We start from the raw sequence: 25,347 nt of genomic DNA, 5'->3' as shown, positions 1-25,347 counted from the left end.
TCAGCCACAGCGTGGCCACGGTGGAGAGAACGGCGGCAACCAGCGGCATCCAGGGGCTGGGTGCCAGCAGCCAGCCCGTTGCCGCCAGGCACGCTGCGCCCCATGCGCCCACCAGCCAGCCGACGCCGGGCAGATGGGCAACGCTGGCGTGCTGCAGCTGGGGGCTCCAGCCAGCCCAGGCGGCCAGCCGCCCCGTGACCGGGATGCGGCTGAAGAACTGGACGGCCAGGACAAAGTGGCGAAGCGGCTGCATGGGCGTGTCAGTGCCGGCCCGCCAGGTCCGTCACTTGAGGAAAAGCTGGTAGGCCGGGTTGGCGGTTTCCTCGACCCAGGGATAGCCAAGATTGTTCAGGAAGGCGTCGAATTTCTTGCCATCCTTGGCGGGCACCTGCATGCCGACCAGGATGCGGCCGTAGTCGGCGCCCTGGTTGCGGTAGTGGAACAGCGAGATGTTCCAGGTCGGCGCCATCAGGCTGAGGAACTTGAACAATGCGCCGGGGCGCTCGGGGAAGACGAAGCGCAGCAGGCGCTCTTCCTGCGCCAGCGGCGAATGGCCACCGACCATGTGGCGCAGATGCTCCTTGGCCATGTCGTCGAAGGTCAGGTCCAGCGCCTCGAAGCCCTGCTTCTCGAAGTTCCTGGCGATCTTCTCGGACTCGCCGCGTGCCGCCGTGGTCAGGCCCACGAAGACATGGGCCTTGTTCTCGTGGCTGATGCGGTAGTTGAATTCGGTCACGTTGCGCGGGCCGCCGGGCAGCTTGCCCACCGCTTCGCAAAAGCGCTTGAAGCTGCCGCGCTCCTCGGGGATGGTCACGGCGAACAGGGCCTCGCGCTCCTCGCCCACCTCGGCCCGCTCGGCCACGAAGCGCAGCCGGTCGAAGTTCATGTTGGCGCCGCACAGGATGGCGGCATAGGTCTCGCCCTTGGTCTTGTGCTTGGCAACGTACTGCTTGATGGCCGCCACGGCCAGGGCGCCGGACGGCTCGACGATGGAGCGCGTGTCCACGAAGATGTCCTTGATCGCGGCGCAGACGGCATCGGTATCGACCACCACGTAGTCGTCCACCAGGCCCTGGGAGATGCGGAAGGTTTCCTCGCCCACCAGCTTGACGGCCGTGCCGTCGGCGAACAGGCCCACGTCGGCCAGCTCCACGCGGTGGCCGGCGCGCACGGACTGCAGCATGGCGTCCGAATCCTTGGTGTGCACGCCGATCACCTTCACGTCGGGGCGCACGGCCTTGATGTAGTTGGCCACGCCCGAGATCAGGCCGCCGCCGCCGATGGCGACAAAGACCGCGTCCAGGCGCGGGCTGCCCAGCTTTTGCAGCTGGCTCAGCATTTCCATGGCAATCGTGCCCTGGCCGGCGATCACGTAGGGATCGTCGAAGGGGTGCACAAAGGTCAGGCCCTTTTCCTTTTGCAGCTTGACGGCGTGCTTGTAGGCGTCGGAATAGCTTTCGCCGGCCAGTTCCACCTCGCCGCCCAGCGCCTGCACCGCATCGATCTTGACCTGGGGCGTGGTGGTCGGCATCACGATCACGGCGCGGCAGCCGAGCTTGCGTGCGCCCAGGGCCACGCCTTGCGCATGGTTGCCGGCCGAGGCGCAGATCACGCCCTTTTCCAGCTGCTCGGCCGACAGGTGCGCCATCTTGTTATAGGCGCCGCGCAGTTTGAAGCTGAATACCGGCTGCTGGTCCTCGCGCTTGAGCAGCACCTTGTTGTGCAGGCGGCGGCTCAGCGCCTTGGCGGGCTCCAGGTCCGACTCCACGGCCACGTCATAGACGCGCGCGGTAAGGATCTTGGTCAGGTAGTCGGCAGGGGTCAGGGGGTGGTTCATCGTCGGCGAAAGGCTGGAGAGCAGCAGGCCGGGAGGCGGCCCGTCGGTGTCAGGCGGCCATCATAGGCGCTTGTGAATCATGCTGCAGTGCAGCGTCCTGCGCGTGCCGGGAGCGACGAAACCAAAAAAAAGCCCCAGGCTGTAAAGCCGGGGGCTGAATCCACCAATAGAGGAGGTGGAGGAGACAACTGGTGCGATGCAGAGCGAAGTTGGTTCACAATCTGCAGTCCATCTGGAGGGGTGTCCGGGTTAACCCTTCAGATAACGCTTGGGTGCATTGTATGCACGACAGGTGCTGCGTTGCAACAAAATCAGGGTTTTTGTGTAGTTGATGCAAAATAGCAACAGTTTTTTGAGGACGCAACAATGGAATGCACAGTGAGTTGGACAGGCGGCACGACCGGCATGCGCTCGGGCATGGGCTTCGTGGCGGAAACGGGCAGCGGCCATGTAGTCAATATGGATGGGGCGCCGGATGCGGCCAACCCCGCCAATGGGGGGCAGAACCAGGCGCCCCGCCCCATGGAGATGCTGCTGGCCGGCGCCGGTGGCTGCACGGCCTATGACGTGGTGCTGATCCTCAAGCGCGGCAGGCATGCCGTCAAAGGCTGCAGCGTCAAGCTCACCTCGGAGCGCGCCGATGCGGACCCCAAGGTGTTCACCAAGATCCATATGCAGTTCACCGTCAGCGGCACGGGCCTGCCCACGGGTGCGGTGGAACGTGCCATCGCCATGAGCCATGACAAATACTGCTCGGCCACCATCATGCTGGGCAAGACGGCCGAGATCACCACGGGATTCGACATCGTCGAGGCCTGATGTAAGCCGATGGCCGGGCTTGCGCCTCGGCGCGGCCCTCCTGAAATGAAGAAAGCGGGCAAGGCCCGCTTTTTTTGGATGGAATGCTGCTTCAGATGTTTCTGAAGGTTCAGATGCGGTGGGCGGTTGTCGTCATCACCTTGGCTGCCAGGCGCATCAAGGCGCGGGCGGGGGGCGGCAATTGCAGGGCGCCGGCTTCGCGCGCAGCGGCGGCATGGCGTTCCTCGTCATCCTTCATGCGGGCCACCACGGCCAGCGAGGCGCGGTCTTCCTCGGGCAACAGGCCCAGATGGCTTTCCAGATGGGCGGACACCTGTTCCTCCGTCTCCACCACAAACCCCAGGCTGGCCGCGTCGCTGATCTTGGCGGCCACCACGCCAATGGCGAATGCCCCGGCGAACCACAGCGGGTTCAGCAGGCTGGGCCGGTCGCCCAGGGCGTTGAGCCGGTCGCGGGTCCATGCCAGGTGGTCGGTCTCCTCGCGCGCTGCCTCCAGCAGGTGCTCGCGCAGCACCATGTCGCGCGTCACCATGGCCTGGGCGTTGTACAGCGCCTGGGCGCAGACCTCTCCGACATGATTGACGCGCATCAAGGCGCCCGACAGGCGGCGCTGTGCCTCGGTCAGCTCTCCCTCCGCGATGCCGGCGGCCGGGGAGCGTTCGGCGGCGGAAGGCTGTGCAAACAGGGTGCGAAGCGCCGCATCGGCGGCAGTCAGTATCTTGTCCATGGGCGGTCCCTAGAGCGGAAATCTTGGCAAATTCAGGGTCTGAACGGTACACCAGGACGCCATGCCCTCTCTTTGTGCAAGCGCAACAAGGCCGGCGCGATGTTCGGGTTGGGCCTGATTGTGTTGGCTTGCAGGTTTGTTGCGGCAGTGCAACGAAAAACGGGGGGTAATGCCCGTTTGTGGGTGAATTTCTTTGCATGGGCAGCGGTGGTCTGGTGCAATAGGCCCTAACTTCCCCACCAGGAGGTTGGCGCGGGAAACCGGTGGAGCCTCAGGCCAAGCCTCTCTTCCTCACGACCGGCGCCCTTCTAAACCTTGGAGTAACTCGTAATGAAAAAATCTCTGATTGCCCTGGCAGTGCTGGCTGCTTCCGGCGCCGCAATGGCTCAATCCTCCGTGACCCTGTTCGGTATCGTGGACACCAACGTTGCCTACGTGAACAAGGACGCAGCTGGCGACAGCCGTTACGGCCTGGGCACCAGCGGCGCTTCCACGAGCCGTCTGGGCCTGCGCGGCACGGAAGACCTGGGTGGTGGTCTGAAGGCTGGCTTCTGGCTGGAAGGCGAAATCTTCGGTGACGATGGCAACGCCAGCGGCTTCAACTTCAAGCGTCGTTCCACCGTGAGCCTGTCGGGCAACTTCGGTGAAGTGCGCCTGGGCCGTGATCAAGTCCCGACCTTCCAAAAGCTGACCTCCTACGACCTGTTCAGCGCCACCGGTATCGGCCAATTCATGGGCTTCCGTAACTGGGCAGCTGGCCAAGGCGCCGACGACAACGGCATCCGCGCTAACAACCTGATCTCGTACTACACCCCCAACTTCGGCGGTTTCAACGCCGGCTTTGGCTACGCTTTCGACGAAAAGCAAACCATCGGTACTGCTGACAGCGTCGGCCGTTACATCGGCGGTTACGTTGCATACGACAACGGCCCCCTGAGCGCCAGCCTGGGCCTGGCCCAGCAAAAGACTGCCGTTGGCGGCCTGGCTACCGACCGTGACGAAATCACCCTGGGTGCTTCGTACAACTTCGGCGTTGCCAAGCTGACCGGCCTGCTGCAACAGACCAAGTTCAAGCGTGACATCGGCGGCGACATCAAGACCAACTCCTACATGCTGGGCGCTTCGGCTCCCGTCGGCGGCGTGGGCGAAGTCAAGCTGCAATACGCTCTGTACGACCAAAAGGCCATCGACTCCAAGGCTCACCAGATCACTCTGGGCTACGTCCACAACCTGTCCAAGCGCACCGCTCTGTACGGCAACCTGGCGTTCCTGAAGAACAAGGATCTGTCGACCCTGGGCCTGCAAGCCAAGGGCGTGTACGCTGGTGGCGTGCAAGCTGGCGAAAGCCAGACTGGCGTGCAAGTCGGCATTCGCCACGCTTTCTAATGAACGGCTGGCGTAAGCCAGTTGCCATTTGAAGCAAAAAAGAGCCAGTCTTCGGACTGGCTCTTTTGTTTTGTGCTAGGGAAAGACCTGTGTTGTGCTTGTGCCAACGGTGACGAGGCGGGAAAAGCGTTTCTAGAATGAAATTTCCACCAACCAATCGTTAACAAGAGAGAGACAACACAATGAATTCTTCATTCGTGAAAAAGAGCGTGGCACTGGCGGTGTTGGCAGCAACGGCACCCTTGGCAGCATTCGCCCAGCAAAGCAGCGTGCAGCTGTACGGCATCGTCGATGCCGCTGTGCGCCACACCACCAATGAAGGCCCGACCAAGAGCGGCAAGACCCAGATGATTGGCGGCGGCATGTCGCAGAGCCGCTGGGGCATCAACATCACCGAGGACCTGGGTGGCGGTCTGGCAGCGATTGCCAACCTGGAAGCCCGTTTCCTCACCGACACCGGCGAGCAGGCTGCGGCCAGCTACTTCCAGCAATCCTGGGTCGGTATTCGCAGCAGCAGCTTCGGCCAGGTCACCCTGGGCCGCCAGTACAACATGCTGTTCGACCTGGTGACCTCCACCTATGCCTCCTTCCCATATTCGCCGTACATGGAGGCCTACAAGCCTGAAATCGGCATGTCCATGGGCGCGCGCGCCAGCAACATGGTCAAGTACCTGGCCGAGTTCGGCCCCGTGCGCGGCGCCCTGCAGTATTCGTTCGACGAGAACAACACCTTCGACAAGGTCGGCACCGGCGTGAGCCCTGGTGGCGCCATCAAGACGGCCGGCGGCTATCTGCGCTACTCGCAAAGCGGCATCTCCGCAGGCGCCGGCTACCTGGGCACCACGCTGCCGGCCGGTACCAAGGTCGATGCCTATACCCTGGGCGGCTCGTACCGTGTGGGTCCCTGGTACGTCAACCTGGGCTACGGCCTGAACAAGCGCAAGGACGCATTCCCGGCGGCAACCGCAGGCGGTGGATTCGACCAGGCCATCCTCAATTCCTTCTGGACGGGCTCGTCCAACGGCGGCTTCGTGGCTGGCGACGCCAACAAGCGCCAGATGTACAAGATGGGCTTCGGCTACCAGATCACGCCCCAGATCAATGTGGGCGCGCATTACTACCATGCCAAGCAGTCGGGCTCGGGCACGGGCAATTTCAATGGCAAGGCGGACTTCCTGGTGGCGGTGGTCGACTACGCCTTCTCCAAGCGTACCGATGCCTATGTGGCCCTGGACCACACCAAGACAAGCGGCGGCTCGGGCGTGATGCTGGACGCCAATGGCGCCACCAAGCGCACGGGTTTCACCGTCGGCCTGCGCCATCGCTTCTGAGCACGCGGCATCTGCGCAACGAATGGCCTCCTTCGGGAGGCCTTTTTGTTTCCTGTCGATGGGCTGACGGTGGGCGGGTGCGATTTCCTGCGTTAAGGTAATGCGCAGGCCAACGAAGCGAAAGAACCAAGGCTATGGAAGCCACTCGATACAAGGCAGGCGGTCGGGCCTTTGCCCAGATCGCCCAGTACCACCCGGAGCTGACGGCGCTGCGCCGCGAGCTGCATGCGCATCCGGAGCTGGGATTCGAGGAGCGCTTCACGGCGGCGCGCGTCAAGGAGGCCTTGCGCCAGTGCGGTGTGGACGAGATCCATGAAGGCCTGGGCACCACGGGCCTGGTGGCCGTGATCCGCGGGCAGGGCCACAGTTCGGGCGCCATGGTGGGCCTGCGTGCCGACATGGACGCACTGCCCATGGTCGAGCACAACGAATTTCCCTGGAAGTCCGGCAAGCAGGGGCTGATGCACGGCTGCGGGCATGACGGCCATACGACCATGCTGGTGGGCGCCGCCCGCTACCTGGCCGCGACGCGGCGCTTCGATGGCTCGGCCGTGCTGGTCTTTCAGCCTGCCGAGGAAGGGCGCGGCGGCGCGCGGGCCATGATTGCCGATGGTCTTTTCGACCGCTTTCCGATGCAGGCCGTGTACGCCATGCACAACTGGCCCGCCATGCGTGCGGGCACGGTGGGCATCAACATGGGCGCGATGATGGCGGCAGCCGACCGCATCACCATCGAGATCACGGGGCGCGGCGGCCATGGTGCGCATCCCTACCAGACGGTGGACGTGGTGCTGGCGGCCGCGCACATCACCACGGCGGTGCAGAGCATCGTCTCGCGCAATGTACGCGCCATCGACAGTGCCGTCATCAGCCTGTGCGCCGTGCAGGCCGGGGACCTGGGCGCCTTCAGCGTGATGCCGGGCACGGCAACGCTGGTGGGAACCGTGCGGACCTTCGATCCCGCCGTGCAGGACCGTGTCGAGCAGCGCCTGCAGGAGTTGTGCAGCGCGGTGGCGCTGGGGCTGGGTGCCACGGCCAAGGTCAACTACGAGCGCATCTATCCCGCCACCATCAACTCTCCCACGGAGGCCGCCTTTGCTGCCGATGTGGCCCAGTCGCTGGTGGGGGTGGAGAACCTGGACCGGCAGCTGGAGCCCAGCATGGGGGCCGAGGACTTTTCGTTCATGCTGCAGCACAAGCCCGGTGCCTACCTGCGCCTGGGGCAATCCACGGGCGCCCAGCCCGGGGTGCCGCTGCACAGCAGCCGGTATGACTTCAACGACGAAGTGCTGCCGCTGGGCGCTGCCCTGCACGCCAGCCTGATCGAGCAGGCCATGCCGCTGCATTCGCAGGACGTATAGCGCAGGCGGAGCGGGTCAACGGGCCTGGCTCTCGGGCGCAAGAAGGTGGGCCTGCACCGTTTTCAGAATCTCGTCGGACAAGGCTGGATTGGCTGCGACCGTGGCGCGTGCCAGGACCAGGGCGCCCACCATGCTGCTGAGCATGGCCATGGCCTGGGCGCGCTGTGTGGCATCGGGTGCCTGATCGTCGCCAAGTGTGCCTATCACGCGCGCAAATCTGCCGATGTTGCGTTCCACCCCTTCGGCGAACACCGCTGAAAGATCGCCGCCTGCCCGGGCCACGTCCACGGCCAGCGCTGCGGCGGGGCAGCCCTCGCCGGGGCTGTCGCGGTGCTGCGGCGACAGATAGGACTGCACGCGCGCGGCAAGGCTGCCGGCCTGTTCACCCTGCAGGCCGTCCAGCGGCGCGATGGACCAGTCGAAGGCGCGTGCGCAGGCCTCGCGCACCAGCGCATCCTTGGATTCGAAGTGGCGATAGAGCCCGCCGTGCGTGAGCCCCGCGCCGCGCGTCACCTCGGCCACGCCGACGCCTTCCAGCCCGTGCTCGCGGTACAGCCGTGCGGCGGCTTCGAGGATGTCCTGCCGGTTCTGCGCGGCCTGGGCTTTCGTGACTTTCATGTGCGCTGTCCAATGATTGTGGTCGTTATCAAAACACGTTTATGATGACGGCCATCATCATAAATCAGCCCCTGCCATGGCCTGTGCGCCATGTTCTGCAGGGGCTGTGCACTCTACAGGGAAGAACCGATGAATGCCTGTTCACTTCTGCGCAGCCTGCTGCCTGGGCCCGCTCCGACCTCCGCACGGTGTGCCAGGAGCGGCTCATGAATACGGCCCATACGGTCCATACGGCGGCCCACCTGCCTCGCCGCGTGGTCATCACGGGCATGGGCATGGTCTCGCCGCTGGGGCGCGGCACTGAATTGGCCTGGCGCCGGCTGCTGTCCGGCGCATCGGGCCTGAGCCGGCTGCCCGAGGATCTGGCGCCCGATGTGCCGGGCCAGGTGGCAGGCCAGGTGCCCGACCTGGCCCGGGACCCGGAAGGCGGCTGGGACATCGATGCCGTGGTCTCGCCCAAGGACCAGCGCAAGATGGACCGCTTCATTCCGCTGGCGCTGGACGCTTCGGACCAGGCCCTGGCCCAGGCCGGCTGGCAGCCTGCCAGCGAGCAGGAGCGCACGCGCACGGCCTGCATCATTGCCTCGGGCATCGGCGGGTTTGGCGCCATTGCCCAGGCCGTGCGCACCACGGACAGCCGGGGGGTGTCGCGCCTGTCGCCCTTCACCGTGCCGTCTTTCCTGGTCAATCTCGCGGCCGGGCATGTGTCGATACGCCATGGGCTCAAGGGCCCGCTGGGTGCGCCGGTCACGGCCTGTGCGGCCAGCGTTCAGGCGGTGGGCGACGGCCTGCGCATGATCCGTTCGGGCGAGGCCGATGTGGCGCTGTGCGGCGGCGCCGAGGCAGCCATCGACCGCGTGAGCCTGGGCGCGTTCGCGGCGGCCAAGGCCCTTTCCACGGGATACAACGACCGCCCCGAAGAGGCCTCGCGCCCCTTCGACACAGGCCGCGACGGCTTTGTCATGGGCGAGGGCGCGGGCGCCCTGGTGCTGGAGGGGCTGGACCACGCCCTGGCGCGCGGCGCCGTGCCGCTGGCCGAAGTGGTGGGCTACGGCACCAGCGCCGATGCCTATCACATCACCTCGGGGCCGGAGGATGGCGACGGCGCGCGCCGCAGCATGGCGCAGGCGCTGGCCATGGCCGGACTGTCGCCGGATCAGCTGCAGTACCTCAATGCCCACGCCACCTCCACGCCCGTGGGGGACCGGGGCGAGCTGGCGGCCATGCGCTCCCTGTTTGGCGAGGGCAGCGGCGTGGCGATCAGCTCCACCAAGTCGGCCACGGGCCATCTGCTGGGCGCGGCGGGCGCGGTGGCGGCCATCTTCACGGTGCTGGCGCTGCGCGACCAGATGGCGCCGGCCACGCGCAATCTCGTGGAGCCCGATCCCCTGGCCCAGGGGCTGGACCTGGTCGCCGGCGCGGCAAGGCCCTGGGCCATGGAGCATGCCCTGGTCAACGGTTTCGGCTTTGGCGGTGTCAACGCCTCGCTGGTGCTCAGGCGCTGGCAGGGCTGAACGAGGCGGGTGGGCCTGGGGCCGGTGCTACGTGTAGCGCTTGGCCCGCAGGTTGTTCTTCATCTGCTCCAGCGCAGGCTGCAGGGCCGGGCCGATGCGTAGCGCCACGCAGGTGGCCAGCACGTCGATGACCAGCAGGTGCAGCAGGCGCGACACCATGGGGCTGTAGCGGTCGTAGCCCTCGGGATGGTCGGCGGCCAGATGGATGTGGCAGGCCGAGGCCAGGGGCGAGCCGCTGGCGGTGATGGCAATCGTGGTGGCGCCGTTCTTGCGCGCGATGTCGGCGGCGTCCATCAGGTCGCGCGTGCGGCCCGAGTTGGAGATGATCACCGCGCAGTCGCCGGGCCCCAGCAGGGTGGCGCTCATCACCTGCATGTGGCCGTCGCTGGTGGCCAGGCTGGTCACGCCCAGGCGAAAGAACTTGTGCTGTGCATCCTGCGCCACGATGCCCGAATTGCCTGCGCCGTAGAACTCGATGCGCCGCCCCGTCTGCCAGGTCGAGGCGATGGCCTGCGCCGCCTGCTCTATGGCCGTGGTGCTGGCGGCATTGCGGTACTGCAGGAAGGCGGCCACGGCGTTGTCCACCACCTTGACCATCACGTCGCTGGTCTTGTCGTCGGTGTCCACGCTGCGGTGGATGAAGGGCACTCCCTCGCTGACGCTGCCGGCCAGCTTGAGCTTGAAGTCGGCCAGGCCGTCGTAGCCCATGCTGCGGCAAAAGCGCACCACCGTAGGCTTGCTGACGTGGGCACGCTCGGCCAGTTCGCGCACCGGCTGCCGTGCGAAGGCCCGAGGATCGGCCAGCACCAGGCGGGCCACGCGTTGTTCGGCGGGAGCAAGCGAGGGCAGCGAGGCGGTGATGCGGTCCAGCATTAGGCGGTGGGCGTTGTTCTGTGGGTAAAGGGAAGCGGTTGCCGCAAGGCAGGTCCAGCGCGCATTTTGCATGAGCGGCAGCCTTCGCTTACTTTCCTGACGCCGATGCAAACCATGCGCGCGCATACACTCGGAGGATTTGCCGGTACAACCGCACCGCCCTGGTGCGATGCCGCCCCTCGCCAGGCTCCCGCCCAAAGGATGTTCCATGAACCAGCTTGATGCGCTTCGACAGTACACGACCGTGGTGGCCGATACCGGCGACTTCCACCAACTGGCCCAGTTCCAGCCGCGGGATGCGACCACCAATCCCTCGCTCATCCTCAAGGCGGTGCAAAAGCCCGAGTACGCACCGCTGATGCGTGCCACCGTGGCCCAGTACAAGGGCCGCAGCCTCGACGAGGTCATGGACCGCATGCTGGTGCGCTTCGGCTGCGAGATCCTGAACACCATTCCGGGCCGTGTCTCCACCGAAGTCGATGCGCGCCTGTCCTTCAATACCTCGGCCACCGTGGCACGTGCCGAGCGCCTGATCGAGCTGTACCAGGCCGAAGGCGTGCACATCGACCGCGTGCTCATCAAGATCGCCTCCACCTGGGAAGGCATCGAGGCGGCGCGCCAGCTGGAGCTGCGCGGCATCCACACCAACCTCACGCTGCTGTTCTCGTTCTGCCAGGCCGTGGCCTGCGGCCAGGCCAAGGTGCAGCTGATCTCGCCCTTCGTGGGCCGCATCTACGACTGGTACAAGAAGCAGGCCGGCGCCCAGTGGGACGAGGCCGCCATGGCCGGCGCCAACGACCCCGGCGTGCGTTCCGTGCGCGCCATCTACGAGCACTACAAGCACTTCGGCATCGCCACCGAGGTCATGGGCGCGAGCTTTCGCAACACGGGCCAGATCGTGGCACTGGCCGGCTGTGACCTGCTGACCATCGCCCCCGAACTGCTGGCCCAGCTGGGCGCCAGCGATGCGCCCCTGTCGCGCGCCCTGGACCCCGAGGCGGCGCGGACCCTGGAGCTCGATCCCGTGCACTACGACGAGGCCGGGTTCCGCCTGGCCCTCAACGAAGACGCCATGGGCACCGAAAAGCTGGCCGAAGGCATTCGCGCCTTTGCTGCCGACACGCGCAAGCTCGAAGCATTGATGCAGCAGGCCGCAGACTGATTGGATGAAGACCTTGCCCGTTCTGTGCAATACCTTGCCGGCATGGCCGGCACTTGAAAGCCATTTCCACGAAGACATCCAGACCCTGGATCTGCGCCAGGCCTTTGCCGCGGACGCGGGCCGGCTGGACGCGCTGAGCCAGCAGGCGCCCCATGTCTTTGCCGACCTGTCCAAGAACCTCTGGACCGGGCGCACCGAAGAGCTGCTGCGCGAGCTGGCGCAGCAGGCCGGCGTGCTGGCCCAGCGCGACGCCATGCTGGCCGGCGAGCCCGTCAACTGCACCGAGGGCCGTGCCGTCATGCACTGGCTGCTGCGCATGCCGCGCGACGGCGGCCAGCTGCGCCACTGCGCCACCGTGCAGCAGTGGCAGCCGGCCATGCACGAGGCGCTGGGCCAGGTGCACGAGACGCTGGACGCCATGCTGGCCCTGGCCGAGCAGGTGCGTGGCGACGAGGGCATCACCGACATCGTGAACATCGGCATCGGCGGCTCGCACCTGGGCCCCGAAGTGGTGGTCAATGCGCTGGAGGACTGGGTCGATGCGGGCAAGAATTTCCATTTCGTCTCCAACGTCGATGGCCATGAGCTCGGCCATGTGCTGCGCCGCGTGCGCCCGCACAGCACGCTGTTCCTGATCGCCTCCAAATCCTTCACCACGGCCGAGACCATGCTCAACGCGCACTCGGCGCGCCGGTGGTTTCTGGAGCAAGGCGGCAGCGAGGACCCGCAGGCCGCATGCTCCATCGACCGGCACTTCGTGGCGCTCACCACCAATGTGCAGGCCGCAGCCGACTTCGGCATCCGCCGCACGCTGGGTTTCTGGGACTGGGTGGGCGGCCGTTTTTCGCTGTGGTCGGCCATCGGCCTGCCGGTGGCCATCGCCATCGGCGCGGCGCAGTTCCGTGCGCTGCTGGACGGCGCGCATGCCATGGACGCGCATTTCTTTTCCTCGGGCGTGGAGGGCAACCTGCCGCTGCGCCTGGGCCTGCTGGATGTCTGGTACCGCGATTTCTGCGGCTTCTCCAGCCGCTGCATTGCCCCCTACAGCCATGGCCTGCGGCGGCTGACCGCCTACCTGCAGCAGCTGGAGATGGAGAGCAACGGCAAGGGCGTGACGCGCGACGGGCAGACACTGCCCGTGCGCACGGCGCCCGTGATCTGGGGCGAGCCCGGCACCAATGGCCAGCATGCCTTCTTCCAGATGCTGCACCAGGGCCAGGACGTGATTCCCGTGGAGTTCATCGCGCTGCGCGACGGCGGCAAATACCTGGGCGCCCACCACCAGAGCCTGGTCGTCAACGCCATTGCCCAGGCCCAGGCGCTGATGGAGGGGCGACACGGCGAAGGGGCAGAGCGCCATTGCGCGGGCAACCGGCCCAGCAGCTTCCTGCTGCTGCAGCAGCTGGACCCGGCATCGCTGGGCGCACTGATCGCGTTGTACGAGCACCGTGTCTTCTCGGCCGGTGCGGTCTGGGACATCAACAGCTTCGACCAGTGGGGCGTGGAGCTGGGCAAGCACCTGGCGCGCCAGCTGCATGCGCGCCAGGACAGCGGCGACTGGCAGGGCGTCGATGCCTCGACGCAGGGCCTCATGCACCGGCTTGCGGCAGGGTCGGCCGGCTGACCGGGCGCGGCGGGCTTGTGGCTCCCGCGGCGCACCAGCAGGGTGCCGGGTCATGTGGGTGGAGCATGACCTTCTTCCATTTCATCGTTATGCACAGGCGCCTGATTGCTCGATAGTTGATGCAATCGCCTTGACGGCGGCCCTGCCTGGAGGCAGCCGGTGACGGCGGCACGGCAGGGTGGAGGCGCAGCGCGCCTTCGGACCTGCAACAACTATCCAAGGAGACCCTCGATGCGATTCGTACTGGCCCATGTGGCGATGGCATGTGTGGTGGCGGCAACTGGCGCTGCCCATGCACAGGAGGCGGCCGGCACGCTGGACAAGATCCAGAGCACAGGCAAGGTGGTGATGGGCGTGCGCGAAAGCTCGGCGCCCATGGCCTATGCCTTCGGCACCACGCAGAAGTACGTGGGCTACCACGTGGAGCTGTGCGAGAAGGTGCTGGCGCAGATCGTGCCAAAGGCCAAGATCGAGTACATGGCCCTGACCTCGCAGAACACCATGCCCCTGGTGCAGAACGGCACCGTGGACATCGGCTGCGGCCCGACCACGAACAACCTCGCGCGCCAAAAGCAGGTGGCCTTTGCCGTGACCACCTACGTGAGCCAGGTGCGCATGGCCGTGCGTGCCGACTCGGGCATCACCTCCTTCAAGCAGCTCGACGGCAAGCCCGTGGCGGCCTCGGCCGGCACGACCGCCGTGCAGCTGCTGCGCAAGTACGGGCGCGACAATGGCGTGAACCTGCCCACCTCGCTGGGCAAGGACCATTTCGAGAGCTTTCTGATGCTCGAATCGGGCCGTGCCGATGCCTTCGTGCTGGACGACAACCTGCTGGCCGGCGTCATCGCCAACTCCAAGAACCCGGCAGGCTTCAAGATCGTGGGCGAGGTGCTGGGCTCCGAGCCCATCGCCATCCTGTTCCGCCGCGATGATCCCGCCTTCAAGAAGGCCGTGGACGACGTGCTGGTGGGCATGATGGCCTCGGGCGAAGTGGCGAAGATTTACGACAAGTGGTTCGTGCAGCCCATTCCGCCCAAGAACGCCCCGCTGAACCTGCCCATGAGCGACCTGCTCAAGCAGCTGCTGCAAAAGCCCAACGACAAGCCGCTGGAATCCTACGCGCAGCAGTGATTGCGGGCTGAGTCCAGCTCCAATACCGCCCGCGCCAGCGCCTGGATGCCGGCATCGATCTGATCGATGGCAATGGAGGACAGGCGCAGCCGGAAAAAGGGGCAGGGCTGGCGCGGCGTCGCAAAGAACGCGCTGCCTGCCTCGATCAGCACGCCGTGGCGGCGCGCCACGGCGGCCAGCGCATCGGCGTCCAGCCACGCCGGTGCCTGCACCCACAGCGATGCGCCGCCCTGGGGCTGGCGGAAGATGAAATCCGGCAGGTGCGCGCGCAGCGAGCGGTCCACCTGCGCCACGCGTTCCAGCATGGCCTGGTTCACGCGGCGCGCATGGGCCTCATGGTGGCCCAGCGACAGGAACAGCGCATAGGCGTGCTGCAGAAAGGCGCTGGGGTGGCGCACCATGGCATGGCGCAGCACGCGCAACTCGTCGATCAGCGCGCGCGGCGCGACGATATAGCCCAGCCGCAGCGCGGGCGACAGGCTCTTGGACAGCGACCCCACATAGATCACACGCCCGCCCTTGTCCAGGCTCTTGAGCGCGGGCATGGGCGTGCCCTGGTAGAGGTTCTCGGCCTCGTAGTCGTCCTCGATGATCACGAAATCGCCCTGCTCGGCGCGGCGCAGCAGTTGCTCGCGCCGCTGCAGGCTCAGCGTCACGGTGGTGGGGCTCTGGTGCGAGGGCGTGACGAACAGGTAGTCCAGCGGCGGCAGGCCATCGACCACCACGCCTTCTCCATCCACGGCCACTGGCACCCAATGCGGGCGGCGCAGCGAAAAGGTGTTGCGCGCATGCGGGTGGCCGGGCTCCTCGAAGCCCAGCCGCTGCGAGGGGGCCAGCAGCGCGTCGGCCAGCAGGTAGAAGGCCTGCTGCGCGCCCACGGTGACCAGGATCTCTTCCTTGAGCGCGAACACCCCGCGCCGGGGCAGCAGGCGCAGGCGGATCTGCTCGATCAGGTCGGGCACGTCGTCGGTCTCGAAGTCCGGCGTCCAGTGCGGCAGCTGGGCGCGCGCCAGGCTGCGCGTGCAGCATTCCCGGAAGCCTTCGGTGGGAAACAGCGCGGGATCGTGCATGCCGTAGACGAAGGGGTAGGGGTACTCGCGCCACTGCAGCGGCTTGGACAGCGTGTGCCTGTCCGTCAGCGAGCGCAGCACGCGTGCAGACCAGTCCGGCGCGGGCTCCCCGGGACTTGTCGCAGGCAGGGCCACGGCGCCGTCCACACCAGCCAGGCGCGAATCCCGGGCCACGAACACGCCGCTGCGCGGGCGGGCCTCGAGAAAGCCTTCATCCACCAGCTGCTCGTAGACCGTGGTCACGGTATTGCGCGACACCTCCAGCAGGCGCGACAGCTCGCGTGAGGGCGGCATGGCCGCGCCGGGCGGCAGGCGGCCTTCGAGGATGGGCTGGACCAGGGCCAGGCGCAGGCGGTCCTTCAGGGGAAGGCCGGGCTGCTCGGGCAGCGCGAACAGGCGGGCCCACTGGTGGCGTGGGTCTGTGGCGGAAGGGGTGCTCATGGCGCAACGGAGGCAATCGGGGGGCGTTCTTGGCGCGGCCGGGCAGAGGGCGCGCGGTCGGCGCCATGTTGCGGTGCGGGTGCGGGCAAGTAAAGGTTTGGGCCGGCCGACGCGGGTAAACACCGGGCCTCTGGCTCCTACGTTTGGACGGCTGTGGCCCCCGCGGCCCGCGCCCTTGTTGCGTATTCTGGATTGAAGGCAGCGAGCCGCGCGGCCTGGCGATCCAACGAGGGAGACAGTCCATGCACACCATCACTTTCCGACGCCGCGCCCTGGCGGCCCTGGCCCTGGCCGGCGCGCTGGCGGGCCTGGCGGCCACGCCGCTGCAGGCCCAGGCCCAGGAGCCGCAGCGCGGCGGCACCCTGATCGTGGGCAGTACCCAGGTGCCACGGCACCTGAACGGCGCCGTGCAATCGGGCATTGCCACGGCCATGCCTTCCACCCAGCTGTTCGCCAGCCCGCTGCGCTTTGATGACCAGTGGAAGCCCCAGCCATACCTGGCCGAGTCCTGGAAGCTGGCCGAGGACGGCAAGTCGCTGACCCTGAACCTGCGCAGGAATGCCGTGTTCCACGACGGCAAGCCCATCACCTCGGCCGACGTGGCCTTCTCCATCATGGCCATCAAGGCCAACCACCCGTTCCAGACCATGCTGGGGCCCGTGGAGAAGGTGGACACGCCCGACCCTTACACGGCCATCATCCGCATGAACGCGCCGCATCCGGCCATCCTGCTGGCCATGAGCCCGGCGCTGGCGCCCATACTGCCCAAGCACATCTATGGCGACGGCAGCGACCTCAAGACCCATGCGCGCAACAGCGCCGACGTGGTGGGCTCGGGGCCGTTCAAGCTGACCGAGTTCCGCGCGGGCCAGCGCATCGTGATGGAGCGCTTCGACAAGTTCTTCCTGCCCGGCCGCCCCTACCTGGACAAGCTGGTCTTCAACATCGTGCCCGACTCCTCCAGCCTGCTGCTGAGCCTGGAGCGCGGCGACGTGCAGATGGTGCCCTACCTGCAGGCCTCCATCGACCTGAAGCGCCTGTCCACCAATCCCCAGATCACGCTGACCGGCAAGGGCTTCGAGGGCATAGGCTCGATCAACTGGCTGGCCATCAACATCGACAGGAAGCCGCTGGACGACGTGCGCGTGCGCAAGGCCATTGCGCATGCCATCGACAAGAACTTCATCACCAAGGCGCTGATGGGCGGCTTCGCCACCGTGGCCGACGGCCCCATCGTGGCGGCCAGCCCCTTTGCCTCGGCCGACCTGGTGCGCTATCCGCTGGACCTCAAGAAGTCGGCGGCCCTGCTGGACGAGGCCGGCCTCAAGCCCGCCTCCAACGGAGAGCGCTTCAAGATCACCATCGACTATCTGCCGGGCTCGGACGAGCAGCAAAAGAACGTGGCCGAGTACGTGCGTGCCCAGCTCAAGAAGGTGGGCATCGCGGTCGAGGTGCGCGCCTCGGCCGACTTCCCGGCCTGGGCCCGGCGCCTGGCCACGCATGACTTCGACCTGTCCATGGACATCGTCTTCAACTGGGGTGATCCGGTCATCGGCGTGCACCGCAGCTACCTGTCCACCAACATCAAGCCCGTGGTCTGGACCAACACCCAGTCCTACCGCAATCCCAAGGTGGACGAGCTGCTGAACACGGCCAGCAGCACGCTGGACACGGCCGCGCGCAAGAAGCTCTATGCGGCCTTCCAGAAGACCGTGACGGACGAGCTGCCGGTGATCTTCATCAACAACTCGCCCTACCACACGGCTGCGCGCAAGAACGTGGGCAACCTGCCGACCACGGTCTGGGGGCCGGCCTCGCCCTACGACGAGATCTTTCTGAAGTAGTCGGGGAGGTGCAGTCCATGGCTTTTCTTCGCACACTCCTCAAGCGGCTGCTGCAGGGCCTGGCGCTGGTGCTGGCCGTGGTGGTGCTGAACTTCATGCTGGTGCATGCGGCGCCCGGCGATCCCGTGGAGACCATTGCCGGCGCCAGCGGTGGCATGGAGCCCGAGCTCATGGCCGAGCTGCGCACACGCTACGGGCTGGACCGGCCGCTGCCCGTGCAGCTGGGCATCTACCTGGCGCGCGTGGCCAGTGGTGATCTGGGCTACTCCTACTTCTTCAACCTGCCGGTGGCGCAGATGATTGCCGAGCGCGTGCCCGCCACCTTGCTGCTGGTGCTGGCCGCCGTACTCACGGCCTTCGTGGTGGGCACGCTGCTGGGCGTGCTGTCCTCGCGCCGGCCCAACGGCCTGCTGTCGCAGTGCATCACCGTGCTGTCCCTGGTGGGATTTGCGGCGCCCGTGTTCTGGACCGGCATGCTGCTGGTGCTGGCCTTTGCCTCCTGGTGGCCCGTGCTGCCGGTGTCGGGCATGCGCTCGGCCGATGCCGCAGGCGGCGCAGGCCTTGCCGACCTGCTGGACGTGGCCCGGCACCTGGTGCTGCCTGCGCTGACACTGGCCCTGGTCTACCTGGCGCAGTACAGCCGGCTGTCGCGCTCGTCCATGCTGGACGTGCTGGGCGCCGACTACATCCGCACGGCGCGCGCCAAGGGCCTGGCCGAGCATGTGGTGCTCTACCGCCATGCGCTGCGCAACGCGCTGCTGCCCGTGGTGACCATGCTGGGCCTGCAATTCGGCAACGTCATGGCCGGCGCCATCATCGTCGAGACGGTCTTCAACTGGCCGGGCCTGGGCCGGCTGGCCTTCGATTCGGTGCTGCGGCGCGACTACCCGACCATCCTGGGCGTGCTGCTGTTCTCCTCCATCGTCGTGGTCGTGATGAACCTCGTCACCGACCTGTGCTACCGGCTGATCGATCCCCGCATCAAGGCGGCCTGAGACCATGAATGCCATCACACCACCTTCCGTGTCCGTGCCGAGCGTCGCCGCGCCGCAGGCCGCAGCCCATGCCGAGCACCCGGCGCGCGAAGCGCTGCGCATGTTCCTGCGCAACCCCTCGGCCATTGCCGGCATGGCCATGCTGCTCATCGTGCTGCTGGTGGCCATCGCCGGCCCCTGGATCTGGCCTGCGGACCCGTTCGAGATCCGCACCATGCCGCTGAGCCCGCCGTTCAGCGAGGAGGCCTGGCTGGGCAGCGACCAGTTGGGGCGTGACGTGCTCACGGGCATCATCCACGGCGGCCGCGCCACGCTGATGGTGGGCGCCTTCGCGGCTTTGCTGTCGGTGTGCATCGGCGTGACGCTGGGGGCGATGGCGGGCTACTACGGCGGCCGCGTCGATGCCCTGCTGATGCGCGTGACCGAGTTCTTCCAGGTGCTGCCTGCGCTCCTGTTCGCCATGGTGGTGGTCACGCTGTTCTCGCCCTCGCTGGTGACGGTCACGCTGGCCATCGGCAGCGTGAGCTGGCCGGCCACGGCGCGGCTCACGCGGGCCGAGTTCATGCGCATCCGCCAGCTTGAATTCGTGCGCGCGGAGAGCGCCATCGGCGCGCGCCACGGCCGCATCATCTGGAAGGTGATCCTGCCCAATGCGCTGCCGCCGCTGGTGGTGTCGGCCACGCTGGCCGTGGGCGCCGCCATCCTGTTCGAGGCCGGCCTGTCCTTCCTGGGCCTGGGGGACCCCAACCAGATGAGCTGGGGCCTGATGATCGGGTCGGCCCGCCAATACCTGCTGTCGTGCTGGTGGGCCGTGGCCTTTCCCGGTGCCGCCATCTTCGTCACCGTGCTGGCCGTCAGCCTGATCGGCGACGGCCTCAACGATGCACTCAACCCCAAGCTGAGGGAGCGCTGATGGACACCGACACCCCCCTGCTGCAAGTGAGCGGCCTGCGCGTGGCCTTCCAGGGCCGGCGCGGCCAGGCGACGGTGCTCAACGGCGTGGATTTCGATCTGCGCGCGGGCGAGACCCTGTGCGTGGTCGGCGAATCCGGCTGCGGCAAGAGCATGACGGCGCTGGCGCTGCTGCGCCTCATTCCCTCGCCTCCGGGCCGCATCACGGGCGGGCAGGTGCGCTTCCAGGGCGAGGACCTGGTGGCCGCCGGCGAGGCCCATATGCGCCAGGTGCGCGGCAACCGCATCTCCATGATCTTCCAGGAGCCCATGACCTCGCTGAACCCGGTGCTCACCGTGGGCGAGCAGATCGCCGAGCCGCTGCGCCTGCACGCTGGCCTGGACGCGGGCGCCGCGCGCCAGCGCGCGGTGGAGATGCTCCGGCAGGTCGGCATCCCCGCACCCGAGCGGCGCGTGCACGAGTACCCGCACCAGCTGTCGGGCGGCATGCGCCAGCGCGTGATGATCGCCATGGCCCTGGCCTGCCGGCCCGACATCCTGATCGCCGACGAGCCCACCACGGCGCTGGACGTGACCGTGCAGGCGCAGATCTTCGACCTGCTGCGCGAGCTGCAGCGCGAAAAGGGCACGGCCATCGTGCTGATCACGCACGACATGGGGGCCGTGGCCGAGATGGCCGACCGCGTCATGGTCATGTATGCGGGCCGCGTGATCGAGCAGGGCCGCTGCGAACAGGTGCTGTCGGCGCCCGCCCATCCGTACACGCGCGGCCTGATCGCCTGCCTGCCCGAGCTGGGCAGCAGCCAGTCAGGCGGGCGCACCGAGCTGCCCGAGATCCCCGGCGTCGTGCCCTCGATCTGGGAGCTGGGCAGCGGCTGCGCCTTTCGTGCGCGCTGCCGCGAGGCCCAGCCGCGCTGCGCCAGCGAAGCCCCGCCGCTGACCGCGCTGGATGATCCATCCCACGGCGTGGCCTGCTGGCTGCACGCTCCCGCTTCCCGCATCCGCGCCCACACGGAGGCCCTGGCATGAACGCACGCATGGACGAAACCCTCTTGCAGGTGGACGATCTCCAGGTCCACTTTCCGCGCCCGGGCAAGGGCCTGTTCGGCAGGCCCGAGGTGGTTAAGGCCGTGGACGGCGTGTCCTTCAGCCTGCGGCGCGGCAGCACGCTGGCCGTGGTGGGCGAGTCGGGCTCGGGCAAGACGACCACGGCGCTGGCCGTGATGCGCCTGGCGCCCGTGACGGCGGGCCGCATGCAGCTGGGCGATACCGACCTGGGCGGCCTGTCGGGCGAGGCCCTGCGCCAGGCAAGGCGGCGCATGCAGATCGTGTTCCAGGACCCGTTTTCCTCGCTGAATCCGCGCCAGCGCGCGGGCGATGCGGTGCGCGCTCCGCTGGACCTGATGGACGTGGGCACGCCGGCCGAGCGCGAGGCGCGCGTGGCCGAGCTGTTCACCCAGGTCGGCCTGCGGCCCGAACAGCGCCAGCTGTTCCCGCACCAGTTCTCGGGCGGCCAGCGCCAGCGCATCAACATCGCGCGCGCCCTGGCCACGCGGCCCGAACTCGTGGTCTGCGACGAGCCCGTGTCGGCGCTGGACATCGCCATCCGCGCCCAGATCCTCAACCTGCTGGCGCGGCTGCAGCGCGAACTGGGCCTGAGCTACCTGTTCATCTCGCACGATATGGCCGTGGTCGAGCACATCTGCGACGACATCGCCGTCATGTACCTGGGCCAGATCGTGGAGCGCGCACCGCGCCAGGCCTTCTTTGCGCGGCCGCTGCATCCCTACAGCGTGGCCCTGATGTCGGCCGTGCCCACGGTGCGCGGCGGGCGCGAGCGTGCGGCGCGGCGCATACGGCTGGCCGGCGATCCGCCCAGCCCCATCGACCCGCCCGCGGGCTGCCGCTTCGCCGGGCGCTGCCCCGTGGCCGTGCCTGCGTGCTCGGCCGAGGCGCCACCGCTGCGCGAAGCCGCCCCCGGCCACTGGGTGCGCTGCATCCGCGTGGACCACATCGATGGCGTGCCGCGCGCGCCGCTGGCCCTGTGAACCCGGAGCACCCGCCACCATGAGCATCACCGTCTACGCCGCCCGCAAGATCATCACCATGAACCCCATGCAGCCCGAGGCCACGCACGTGGCCGTGCGCGACGGGCGCATCCTCGCGGTCGGGGACCTGGCGCGCTGCACGGCCTGGGGCGAGTGCCGCATCGACGAGCGCTTTGCCGACCAGGTGCTGCTGCCCGGCCTGGTGGAGGGCCACTGCCACCTCAAGGAAGGCAGCATGTGGGATTGGACATACACGGGCTGGTTCGACCGGCGTGACCCCGACGGAAAGACCTGGCCCGGCCTGCGCTCCATGGATGCCGTGGTGGACCGCCTGGCCGAGGTGGCGGCGCGCATGGATGCGCAGGGCCTGCCGCCCGGACAGCCGCTGATCGCCTGGGGGTTCGATCCCATCTACTTTGGCGGCGAGCGCATGACGGTGGAGCACCTGGACCGGGCCGCAGGAGGCCGTCCCGTCGTGATCTCGCACGCCAACGGCCATTTGATGAACGTCAACAGCGCCATGCTGCGCCTGGCCGAGATCACGCGTGACAACGAGGTCGAGGGCGTGGTGCGCTTTGCGCCCGGCCACGCCCTGGCCGGCGAGCCCACGGGCGAGCTGCAGGAGCCGGCCGCCATGTTCCTGGTGCTGCGCAAGATCGGCAACGCCGGCCTGCTGGCGCCCATGACCGAGGCGGGCGTGCGCTCCTTCGCCCGCCTGGCCTGCCGCCAGGGCGTGACCACGGCCACCGACCTGGTCAACAGGCTGGGTGAGCAGGACTGCCGCGTGCTGGAGGCCGCGCTGGCCGACGACCAGGTGCCCATCCGCATCCTGCCGGCCTTCCAGGCGTTTCACGGCACCCATGGCGCCGAGGCCGGTGCCGGGCATGTGCGCGCGCTCATGGCGCGCAACACCGACCGGCTGCGCTACGGCCTGGTCAAGATGATGCTGGACGGCTCCATCCAGGGCTTTTCGGCGCGCCTGCGCTGGCCCGGTCACTACAACGGCGCGCCCAACGGCATCTGGGTCACGGCGCCCGCGCAGTACGAGGCCGATTTCGAGACCTACCACCGCGCAGGCCTGCTCATCCATACGCACACCAATGGCGACGAGGCCAGCGAAGCCGCCATCGACGCCATAGGCCGCGTGCTGGCCCGCGCGCCCCGGCCCGACCACCGCCACACGCTGCAGCATGGCCAGATGATCGATGCGCCGCTGTTTCGCCGCATGGCGGCGCTGGGCCTGTGCGCCAACCTGTTCGCCAACCACCTCTGGTACTGGGGCGACCAGCACTACGAGATGACCATGGGGCCGGACCGGGCCATGCGGCTCGATGCCTGCGCCAGCGCGCTGGCCGCCGGCGTGCCGCTGGCCATCCATTCGGATGCGCCCGTCACGCCGCTGGGGCCGCTGTTCACCGCCTGGTGCGCGGTCCACCGGATCACGCCCAAGGGCCGCGTGCTGGGCGCGGCCGAGCGCCTGACCGTGGCCCAGGCCCTGCATGCCGTCACGCTGGGCGCGGCCTGGACACTGAAGATGGACCACGAGATCGGCAGCATCGAATGCGGCAAGCGCGCCGACTTCTGCGTGCTGGAGGACGATCCGCTGTCCCTGGACCCCATGGTGCTCAAGGACCTCCGGGTCTGGGGCACGGTGCTGTCGGGGCGCGTCTTCAAGGCGGCATGACATGGGACAGCGGCTGCCGTTCACGGTCATCGGCGGTTTCCTGGGCGCCGGCAAGACCACGCTGCTCAACCACTGGCTGCGCCATGCGGATGGCCAGCGGCTGGCCGTGCTGGTCAACGACTTCGGTGCGCTCAACATCGATGCAGGCCTGATCAAGGCCCACAGCGGCGACACCATCGCGCTGACCAATGGCTGCGTGTGCTGCCAGATCGGCGATGACCTCTCCATGGCCCTGATTGGCGTGCTGCAGCAGCGCGAGCGCTTCGACGCCGTGGTGGTCGAGGCCAGCGGCGTCTCCGACCCCTGGCGCATTGCCCAATTGGGCCTGGCCGATCCCGCACTGGCGCTGGACGGCGTCATCGTGGTCGTCGATGCCGCTGCCCTGCCCGGGCAGGCGGCCGATCCGCTGCTGGCCGACACGCTGCAGCGCCAGGTGGCCCGGGCCGACCTGGTCATCGTCAACAAGACCGATCTGGCCGATGCCCGGACCCTGGAGCGCGTGCACGGCTGGATAGCCAGCCACGCGCCAGCCGCGCAACGCTGCGATGTGCACGAAGCCCGGGTGCCCGTGGAACTGCTCAGCGGCGCAGCCCTGCTGCGTGGCGTGCGGGAGGTTTCATGGGGTGCCGGCACTGCGCGCCCCCTGCATGGCCGGCAGTTCGAGACCTGGTCCTGCCAGCCGCCCGGGATGCTGTCCGAGACGGCCCTGCAGGCGTGGCTGCAGGCCATGCCGGCTGGCGTGCTGCGGCTCAAGGGCGTGGTGCAGACCGGGGCGGGCCAGTGGAGCGAGCTTCAGTTTGCCGGGCGCAGCGGCCGGCTGCGTGCCGCATCAGCGCCCGCGCCCGCGCAGCAGCAGGTGCCCGCCATCGTGGCCATCGGCCTGGCCGGGCAGTTGCCGGTGGCGGCGCTGCAGGCGCTGGTGGCAGGCGCTGCGGGCGTCAGGGCTGCGGGCCGTCCCGCATGAAATCCTGGGCTGCCTGCTGCAGCCACTCGCGCAGGCTTTGCAGCGGCGGGTAGTTGCCGCGGCTCGTGGGCCAGGCCAGGTAGTAGCGCTCGGCGCTTTCCATCTCGGGCAGATGGGGCAGGGCACGCACCAGATCGCCCTGGGCCAGTTCCCGCTCGATCAGAAAGCGTGGCAGCAAGGCCACGCCCACGCCCGCGATGGCGGCCTGGGCGGCGGTGGCGAACTGGTCGAACAGCATGCCCTGGCCCTCGGCCATGGGCGCATGGTGCACGGACAGCCAGCGCTGCCAGGCATCGGGGCGCGAGGCCAGGTGCAGCAGCGGCGCCTGCAGCAGGTCCTGGGGCTGGGCAAAGCCATGCTGGGCCAGCAGGGCGGGGCTGCAGGCAGGCACCACGGTCTCGCTCATCAGAAAGGCCAGCTCGGCGCCCGGCCAGTGCGGCAGGCCGAAATGGATGGCGGCGTCCACGGCTTCGAGCTGGAAGTCGAACTGGGACAGCCGCGTCGTCAGGTTGATGGTGATGCCCGGGTGGGCGCTGAAGAACTGCGGCAGGCGCGGCGCCAGCCAGCGCGTGCCGAAGGTGGGCAGGATGGCCAGGTTCAGGCTGCCGCCGCGCGGGTTGGCGCGAAAGCCCAGCGTGGCGGTGGAGATGCGCATCAGCGCGCCGCGTATCTCCTGGGCATAGGCCTGGCCGGCCGGACTGAGCCGCACAGTCTGGCGCTCGCGCACAAAGAGTTCTGCCTCCAGCCGCTCCTCCAGCGCGCGGATCTGGCGGCTGACGGCGCTTTGCGTCAGGTGCAGCTCGGCCGCAGCTGCCGTGAAGCTCTGGTGCCGGGCCGCCGCCTCGAAGGCGCACAGCAGGGACATGGGGGGCAGGAAACGGCGGGACAGCAGCATGGCAGAGGGCGGTGGGGCAATCGTGGGAGGGGCATTCTGTTTGGGAATGACCTATGGGCCTGATTATCGTTTGACCAGGCTCAAGGCGCAGACCTAGCATGCGTGCCAGGA

General features: G+C 67.8%; 22 protein-coding genes. 15 read left to right on the top strand and 7 right to left on the bottom strand.

Going from position 1 to position 25,347, the window contains the following annotated elements; translation table 11 throughout:
- Both JHD82_RS07380 and ilvA read right to left on the bottom strand, forming a co-directional pair.
- The coding region (locus JHD82_RS07380) for an adenosylcobinamide-GDP ribazoletransferase (protein ID WP_199135861.1) at positions 1 to 253 on the bottom strand (253 nt) is incomplete at its 3' end.
- 30 nt (positions 254 to 283) lie between these two features.
- Positions 284 to 1,837, bottom strand: coding sequence for a threonine ammonia-lyase, biosynthetic (ilvA, locus tag JHD82_RS07375; RefSeq protein ID WP_199135860.1), 1,554 nt, complete (start codon positions 1,835 to 1,837; stop codon positions 284 to 286).
- 366 nt (positions 1,838 to 2,203) lie between these two features.
- Here ilvA and JHD82_RS07370 point away from each other — a divergent pair, with 366 nt between their 5' ends.
- Entirely contained in the window at positions 2,204 to 2,656 is a 453-nt protein-coding gene (locus JHD82_RS07370) for an OsmC family protein (RefSeq protein WP_012207481.1), read from the top strand.
- A gap of 109 nt (positions 2,657 to 2,765) precedes the next feature.
- Here the strand turns inward: JHD82_RS07370 and coq7 are convergent, their stop codons facing one another.
- Complete coding sequence (gene coq7 / locus JHD82_RS07365; protein ID WP_012207480.1) at positions 2,766 to 3,383, bottom strand: 2-polyprenyl-3-methyl-6-methoxy-1,4-benzoquinone monooxygenase; 618 nt, start codon at positions 3,381 to 3,383, stop codon at positions 2,766 to 2,768.
- A gap of 330 nt (positions 3,384 to 3,713) precedes the next feature.
- Here coq7 and JHD82_RS07360 point away from each other — a divergent pair, with 330 nt between their 5' ends.
- The 3 genes from JHD82_RS07360 (at position 3,714) to JHD82_RS07350 (ending at position 7,461) form a co-directional block, all read left to right on the top strand.
- Positions 3,714 to 4,769 carry a porin gene (locus tag JHD82_RS07360; RefSeq protein WP_199135859.1) on the top strand — a complete coding sequence of 352 codons (1,056 nt, stop codon included), beginning with the start codon at positions 3,714 to 3,716 and terminating at the stop codon, positions 4,767 to 4,769.
- Between the two features lie 182 nt (positions 4,770 to 4,951).
- On the top strand, positions 4,952 to 6,100 hold the full coding sequence (locus JHD82_RS07355) for a porin (RefSeq protein WP_199135858.1): 1,149 nt from the start codon (positions 4,952 to 4,954) through the stop codon (positions 6,098 to 6,100).
- Between the two features lie 134 nt (positions 6,101 to 6,234).
- Positions 6,235 to 7,461 (top strand): M20 aminoacylase family protein, encoded by a 1,227-nt coding sequence (locus tag JHD82_RS07350; RefSeq protein ID WP_012207476.1) that lies wholly within the window; start codon positions 6,235 to 6,237, stop codon positions 7,459 to 7,461.
- 15 nt (positions 7,462 to 7,476) lie between these two features.
- On the opposite strand, the gene JHD82_RS07345 is transcribed toward JHD82_RS07350, so the two are convergent.
- A complete protein-coding gene (locus tag JHD82_RS07345) occupies positions 7,477 to 8,079 on the bottom strand; it encodes a TetR/AcrR family transcriptional regulator (RefSeq protein WP_199135857.1) in 603 nt (200 codons plus the stop codon).
- A gap of 206 nt (positions 8,080 to 8,285) precedes the next feature.
- Between JHD82_RS07345 and fabF the strand changes: the two genes are divergently transcribed.
- Positions 8,286 to 9,593 carry a beta-ketoacyl-ACP synthase II gene (fabF, locus tag JHD82_RS07340; RefSeq protein ID WP_199135856.1) on the top strand — a complete coding sequence of 436 codons (1,308 nt, stop codon included), beginning with the start codon at positions 8,286 to 8,288 and terminating at the stop codon, positions 9,591 to 9,593.
- A 27-nt stretch (positions 9,594 to 9,620) separates the two neighbouring features.
- Here fabF and JHD82_RS07335 read toward each other — a convergent pair whose 3' ends face one another.
- The gene (locus JHD82_RS07335) at positions 9,621 to 10,466 is read right to left on the bottom strand and encodes a MurR/RpiR family transcriptional regulator (RefSeq protein ID WP_016448717.1); all 846 of its coding nucleotides are present in this window, start codon (positions 10,464 to 10,466) and stop codon (positions 9,621 to 9,623) included.
- Between the two features lie 208 nt (positions 10,467 to 10,674).
- On the opposite strand from JHD82_RS07335, the gene tal reads away from it, so the two are divergent.
- From tal to JHD82_RS07320, 3 genes are all read left to right on the top strand, one after another.
- On the top strand, positions 10,675 to 11,628 hold the full coding sequence (gene tal / locus JHD82_RS07330) for a transaldolase (protein ID WP_012207472.1): 954 nt from the start codon (positions 10,675 to 10,677) through the stop codon (positions 11,626 to 11,628).
- Positions 11,629 to 11,632: 4 nt separating this feature from the next.
- Positions 11,633 to 13,252, top strand: a complete 1,620-nt coding sequence (gene pgi / locus JHD82_RS07325) for a glucose-6-phosphate isomerase (RefSeq protein WP_199135855.1) — start codon at positions 11,633 to 11,635, stop codon at positions 13,250 to 13,252.
- Positions 13,253 to 13,483: 231 nt separating this feature from the next.
- On the top strand, positions 13,484 to 14,383 hold the full coding sequence (locus JHD82_RS07320) for a transporter substrate-binding domain-containing protein (protein WP_012207470.1): 900 nt from the start codon (positions 13,484 to 13,486) through the stop codon (positions 14,381 to 14,383).
- On the opposite strand, the gene JHD82_RS07315 is transcribed toward JHD82_RS07320, so the two are convergent.
- On the bottom strand, positions 14,368 to 15,894 hold the full coding sequence (locus JHD82_RS07315; RefSeq protein WP_199135854.1) for a PLP-dependent aminotransferase family protein: 1,527 nt from the start codon (positions 15,892 to 15,894) through the stop codon (positions 14,368 to 14,370). The two genes, JHD82_RS07320 and JHD82_RS07315, sit on opposite strands and share 16 nt — an antisense overlap.
- Positions 15,895 to 16,136: 242 nt before the next feature.
- Here JHD82_RS07315 and JHD82_RS07310 point away from each other — a divergent pair, with 242 nt between their 5' ends.
- The 7 genes from JHD82_RS07310 to JHD82_RS07280 are packed head-to-tail and all read left to right on the top strand — an operon-like array spanning position 16,137 to position 24,341.
- Complete coding sequence (locus JHD82_RS07310) at positions 16,137 to 17,738, top strand: ABC transporter substrate-binding protein (protein WP_199135853.1); 1,602 nt, start codon at positions 16,137 to 16,139, stop codon at positions 17,736 to 17,738.
- A 17-nt stretch (positions 17,739 to 17,755) separates the two neighbouring features.
- On the top strand, positions 17,756 to 18,733 hold the full coding sequence (locus tag JHD82_RS07305) for an ABC transporter permease (protein WP_012207467.1): 978 nt from the start codon (positions 17,756 to 17,758) through the stop codon (positions 18,731 to 18,733).
- Between the two features lie 4 nt (positions 18,734 to 18,737).
- Positions 18,738 to 19,646, top strand: coding sequence for an ABC transporter permease (locus JHD82_RS07300; RefSeq protein ID WP_043790046.1), 909 nt, complete (start codon positions 18,738 to 18,740; stop codon positions 19,644 to 19,646).
- A complete protein-coding gene (locus JHD82_RS07295; RefSeq protein WP_199135852.1) occupies positions 19,646 to 20,674 on the top strand; it encodes an ABC transporter ATP-binding protein in 1,029 nt (342 codons plus the stop codon). The genes JHD82_RS07300 and JHD82_RS07295 overlap by 1 nt, the downstream gene beginning before the upstream one ends.
- Entirely contained in the window at positions 20,671 to 21,693 is a 1,023-nt protein-coding gene (locus JHD82_RS07290; RefSeq protein ID WP_013800674.1) for an ABC transporter ATP-binding protein, read from the top strand. The genes JHD82_RS07295 and JHD82_RS07290 overlap by 4 nt, the downstream gene beginning before the upstream one ends.
- Before the next feature lie 19 nt (positions 21,694 to 21,712).
- Positions 21,713 to 23,377, top strand: coding sequence for an amidohydrolase (locus tag JHD82_RS07285; RefSeq protein WP_199135851.1), 1,665 nt, complete (start codon positions 21,713 to 21,715; stop codon positions 23,375 to 23,377).
- Position 23,378: 1 nt separating this feature from the next.
- Entirely contained in the window at positions 23,379 to 24,341 is a 963-nt protein-coding gene (locus JHD82_RS07280; protein ID WP_199135850.1) for a GTP-binding protein, read from the top strand.
- On the opposite strand, the gene JHD82_RS07275 is transcribed toward JHD82_RS07280, so the two are convergent.
- The gene (locus JHD82_RS07275; protein ID WP_012207461.1) at positions 24,316 to 25,236 is read right to left on the bottom strand and encodes a LysR family transcriptional regulator; all 921 of its coding nucleotides are present in this window, start codon (positions 25,234 to 25,236) and stop codon (positions 24,316 to 24,318) included. The genes JHD82_RS07280 and JHD82_RS07275 overlap by 26 nt on opposite strands.
- Positions 25,237 to 25,347: the final 111 nt, after the last annotated feature.

Source organism: Delftia sp. ASV31, from assembly GCF_016428765.1.
Lineage (GTDB): Bacteria > Pseudomonadota > Gammaproteobacteria > Burkholderiales > Burkholderiaceae_C > Comamonas > Comamonas acidovorans.
Note: the sequence above shows the minus strand (reverse complement) of the source record. Positions and strands in the feature narration are given on the sequence as shown.

What these genes read in the sequence shown, in the direction of transcription:
- ilvA (WP_199135860.1), bottom strand. Translation starts at nt 1,837, where the DNA reads ATGAACCACCCCCTGACCCCTGCCGACTACCTGACCAAGATCCTTACC.
- JHD82_RS07370 (WP_012207481.1), top strand. Translation starts at nt 2,204, where the DNA reads ATGGAATGCACAGTGAGTTGGACAGGCGGCACGACCGGCATGCGCTCG.
- coq7 (WP_012207480.1), bottom strand. Translation starts at nt 3,383, where the DNA reads ATGGACAAGATACTGACTGCCGCCGATGCGGCGCTTCGCACCCTGTTT.
- JHD82_RS07360 (WP_199135859.1), top strand. Translation starts at nt 3,714, where the DNA reads ATGAAAAAATCTCTGATTGCCCTGGCAGTGCTGGCTGCTTCCGGCGCC.
- JHD82_RS07355 (WP_199135858.1), top strand. Translation starts at nt 4,952, where the DNA reads ATGAATTCTTCATTCGTGAAAAAGAGCGTGGCACTGGCGGTGTTGGCA.
- JHD82_RS07350 (WP_012207476.1), top strand. Translation starts at nt 6,235, where the DNA reads ATGGAAGCCACTCGATACAAGGCAGGCGGTCGGGCCTTTGCCCAGATC.
- JHD82_RS07345 (WP_199135857.1), bottom strand. Translation starts at nt 8,079, where the DNA reads ATGAAAGTCACGAAAGCCCAGGCCGCGCAGAACCGGCAGGACATCCTC.
- fabF (WP_199135856.1), top strand. Translation starts at nt 8,286, where the DNA reads ATGAATACGGCCCATACGGTCCATACGGCGGCCCACCTGCCTCGCCGC.
- JHD82_RS07335 (WP_016448717.1), bottom strand. Translation starts at nt 10,466, where the DNA reads ATGCTGGACCGCATCACCGCCTCGCTGCCCTCGCTTGCTCCCGCCGAA.
- tal (WP_012207472.1), top strand. Translation starts at nt 10,675, where the DNA reads ATGAACCAGCTTGATGCGCTTCGACAGTACACGACCGTGGTGGCCGAT.
- pgi (WP_199135855.1), top strand. Translation starts at nt 11,633, where the DNA reads ATGAAGACCTTGCCCGTTCTGTGCAATACCTTGCCGGCATGGCCGGCA.
- JHD82_RS07320 (WP_012207470.1), top strand. Translation starts at nt 13,484, where the DNA reads ATGCGATTCGTACTGGCCCATGTGGCGATGGCATGTGTGGTGGCGGCA.
- JHD82_RS07315 (WP_199135854.1), bottom strand. Translation starts at nt 15,894, where the DNA reads ATGAGCACCCCTTCCGCCACAGACCCACGCCACCAGTGGGCCCGCCTG.
- JHD82_RS07310 (WP_199135853.1), top strand. Translation starts at nt 16,137, where the DNA reads ATGCACACCATCACTTTCCGACGCCGCGCCCTGGCGGCCCTGGCCCTG.
- JHD82_RS07305 (WP_012207467.1), top strand. Translation starts at nt 17,756, where the DNA reads ATGGCTTTTCTTCGCACACTCCTCAAGCGGCTGCTGCAGGGCCTGGCG.
- JHD82_RS07300 (WP_043790046.1), top strand. Translation starts at nt 18,738, where the DNA reads ATGAATGCCATCACACCACCTTCCGTGTCCGTGCCGAGCGTCGCCGCG.
- JHD82_RS07295 (WP_199135852.1), top strand. Translation starts at nt 19,646, where the DNA reads ATGGACACCGACACCCCCCTGCTGCAAGTGAGCGGCCTGCGCGTGGCC.
- JHD82_RS07290 (WP_013800674.1), top strand. Translation starts at nt 20,671, where the DNA reads ATGAACGCACGCATGGACGAAACCCTCTTGCAGGTGGACGATCTCCAG.
- JHD82_RS07285 (WP_199135851.1), top strand. Translation starts at nt 21,713, where the DNA reads ATGAGCATCACCGTCTACGCCGCCCGCAAGATCATCACCATGAACCCC.
- JHD82_RS07280 (WP_199135850.1), top strand. Translation starts at nt 23,379, where the DNA reads ATGGGACAGCGGCTGCCGTTCACGGTCATCGGCGGTTTCCTGGGCGCC.
- JHD82_RS07275 (WP_012207461.1), bottom strand. Translation starts at nt 25,236, where the DNA reads ATGCTGCTGTCCCGCCGTTTCCTGCCCCCCATGTCCCTGCTGTGCGCC.